This window comes from Pseudomonas edaphica (assembly GCF_005863185.1).
GTDB classification, from domain to species: domain Bacteria; phylum Pseudomonadota; class Gammaproteobacteria; order Pseudomonadales; family Pseudomonadaceae; genus Aquipseudomonas; species Aquipseudomonas edaphica.
This window is the reverse complement of record NZ_VBVZ01000776.1, coordinates 1-2525: the sequence shown is the minus strand read 5'-3', so window position 1 is coordinate 2525 and position 2525 is coordinate 1. Positions and strand designations below refer to the sequence as shown.

4 protein-coding genes and 1 pseudogene are annotated in these 2525 nt (G+C 57.6%); 3 read left to right on the top strand and 2 right to left on the bottom strand.

What is annotated here, in order from left to right; genetic code table 11:
* A pseudogene (locus tag FEM54_RS34845) lies at window positions 1-170 on the bottom strand (3-deoxy-7-phosphoheptulonate synthase); the annotation flags it as partial.
* Window positions 171-790: 620 nt separating this feature from the next.
* Between FEM54_RS34845 and FEM54_RS30330 the strand changes: the two are divergent.
* Together FEM54_RS30330 and FEM54_RS30325 are read left to right on the top strand one after the other, a co-directional pair.
* Window positions 791-1540 (top strand): carbon-nitrogen hydrolase family protein, encoded by a 750-nt coding sequence (locus tag FEM54_RS30330; protein WP_138454040.1) that lies wholly within the window; start codon window positions 791-793, stop codon window positions 1538-1540.
* A gap of 1 nt (window position 1541) precedes the next feature.
* Complete coding sequence (locus FEM54_RS30325; protein ID WP_099547684.1) at window positions 1542-1988, top strand: GNAT family N-acetyltransferase; 447 nt, start codon at window positions 1542-1544, stop codon at window positions 1986-1988.
* A gap of 35 nt (window positions 1989-2023) precedes the next feature.
* Here FEM54_RS30325 and FEM54_RS30320 read toward each other — a convergent pair whose 3' ends face one another.
* Window positions 2024-2263: a DNA-binding protein gene (locus FEM54_RS30320; RefSeq protein WP_017139021.1), complete on the bottom strand. Its 240-nt coding sequence runs from the start codon at window positions 2261-2263 to the stop codon at window positions 2024-2026.
* Between the two features lie 81 nt (window positions 2264-2344).
* Here FEM54_RS30320 and FEM54_RS30315 point away from each other — a divergent pair.
* Window positions 2345-2525, top strand: a 181-nt coding sequence (locus tag FEM54_RS30315) for a helix-turn-helix domain-containing protein (protein WP_138454039.1), incomplete at its 3' end; no start/stop codon positions are given.

The following is a 2525-nucleotide window of genomic DNA, read 5'->3' as shown; positions in this document are numbered from 1 at the left end:
CCATTGAGGATGGCGCGCACGGCTTGGCGATGGGCGTGGATCTGTTCGTTGAGGAACGGGCTGAGGGGCAACTGGTGCTTGAGTTCAAGGGAACTGGGCAGGCGCTGGGTCAGGGCTTCATTGGCGCTGGACAGGTTGGCAACAGGCAAGGCGGCAGTGGCAGAGTTCATATTCAAGGCTTCCTGGGCAAGCGGCGGGCTGTTCCCGCACGCTCTGCCCTACTGGGGTGTTCGACAATTGGCCGTATTGGCTACGTGTGTTGGCTTGCCACCAATAGGTGACCGATCGGAGGCGGCAGGCTGTCCCGAACGGAGCTTGCTAAATCGCCATGCAGTCGAAGTGTCGTAACGGTAATAAGTGGCGTAGTTCATGTCGTGAGTCCTTTTAGTGTTCGGTGTGAAGCAAAATTATTGGGGCCTTGAAAAAACAAAACCCCCGGTCGGGGAGCCGACCGGGGGTTAGATTTCTCTGGTAGGCGACCCCTTGAGTAGTGGGCGCCGATTTCAGGTATCAGGCGCGCCAGTGGCTAAACCAATACCCAAAATAAAAGCTGACCAGTGCGCTCAAACCGCTCACACGGGTAGCCGACACCGAGCGCTGGGCGCTGGCAGCAGGGCAAACCTGAGTATGGGTGAGTTGCAACATGGTGTGTCTCCAAATGATGGGTGGAGCTTACTAGAGGCACGCGGGTTGATTCAATCAGTAATTTCTATCGCATGACCTACTTACGGCTATGGGGTAAGTGCCGATATGCTGGTAACACGTTAATAATGATTGCCAGGACGCGACCATGACTGCCTTGACCCTCGCCGCAGCTCAAACCACTTCCATCGCCGGCGACGTGCCGGGCAACATCCAGGGGCACCTGAGGTTCATGCAGGCGGCGGCGGAGCAGGGCGTGCAATTGTTGGTGTTTCCGGAATTGTCGTTGACCGGCTATGAACCCGCTTTGGCCGCCCAACTGGCAATTACGCCCGAGGACGTGCTGCTGGCGCCGCTACGTGAGATGGCGCAAGAGTTGCGAATGACCGCAGTGGTGGGCATGCCGATTCGCTTGGCACCCAGGTCCGATGTGTTTATTGGCGCCCTGGTATTGGGCGCAGATGGCTCGCTGGCGGTCTACACCAAGCAGCATTTGCACCCGGGCGAAGAGGTGGCGTTTGTCGCAGGGCAGGGCGGTGCAGCACTCGAATGGGCGGATGACCGGATTGCGCTGGCGGTCTGTGCGGACTTTTCCCACGCCAGCCATCCGCGTCTGGCAGCAGAGGCTGGCGCTACGGTGTACGCCGCCGGTGTGCTGATCAGCGAAGGCGGGTACGCGACCGACAGCGCGCTGCTTCAGGGGTATGCCGCAGAGCATCGCATGCTGGTACTGATGGCCAACCATGGTGGCCCGTCCGGCGGTTATACCTGTGCGGGGCGCAGCGCTATCTGGAGCGCTGATGGAACCCTGCTTGCCGACGTACCGGGCATTGGCGAGGCCTTGGTGATTGCTCGCCGCAACGGTGAGCAATGGACTGGCCAAGTGGTAGCCTTCTGAAATGGCTTTTCACCTGCGCGCGGCGACGGACCGCGACCTGCCATTCGCACGAACGCTGACCCATGAAGCCATGAACCGCTATTACCTGCAGTACGATTTGTTGTGGTCTGACCATGGCTTTGACGTCGCCTGGGCTTCGCGTGAAAACTGGCTGATTTGCCAGAATGAAACCGTGATGGGGTTTATCAGCGTGAATCGTGACAGCCAGGCACTCTATATTCGCGAATTACACCTGCTCGAGCGCTGCCGCAAACAGGGCGCTGGCAGTTGGGTGTTACAGCAGATGGTGCTTAAGACGTGTGCGCAGGGCTTGGGCCTTTTACGCTTGACCGTGTTCAAGACCAACCCGGCGAGACGCCTGTATCAGCGCCAAGGGTTGAGTATTGTCGGGGAGGAGGACTGCTTTTGGCGCATGGAGCGCGAGTGTCGGGCGGCTGTCGTGGACTAAATCAGGCACGCTGTAGGAATAAGCGCATACTGCGCTCAGGACACACTGCTTGGATTAAGGTGTTGAGCGACGCGTTCATCCACGATAATCCCTTCTTTCATGCCCAGCAGCACCGCTACTTTATGGGCTTCCCCACGCCGTCCCTTTTTACGCCCAGCAAGCACTTGATACGTGGTGGCCGGATCAACGCCATGTTCACGTGCGAACGCTTGAACTGACTTTCCTTGATATTCCAGCCAGGCCTTGGCTTGTGCAGCGGTACGGATTCCGGGCATAGTTCAAAACCGTTCAAGTTTGTGTAATACGAGATGAATGTGTCACCTCTTGGGGTGTGCCAGATAGGATCATACATCCAAATGAGTGGAATCGGTTCGCGTTTGCGGCAAGAAAGAGAGCGACTTGGCTTGTCGCAAAAAGCATTTGGTGAAATTGGAGGGGTTGAGGCCAATGCCCAGGGTAAATATGAAAATGGGGGCCGGGCGCCTAAAGCCGACTACCTGTCACGGGTAGCCGAAAAAGGTGTGGACATCCTGTATG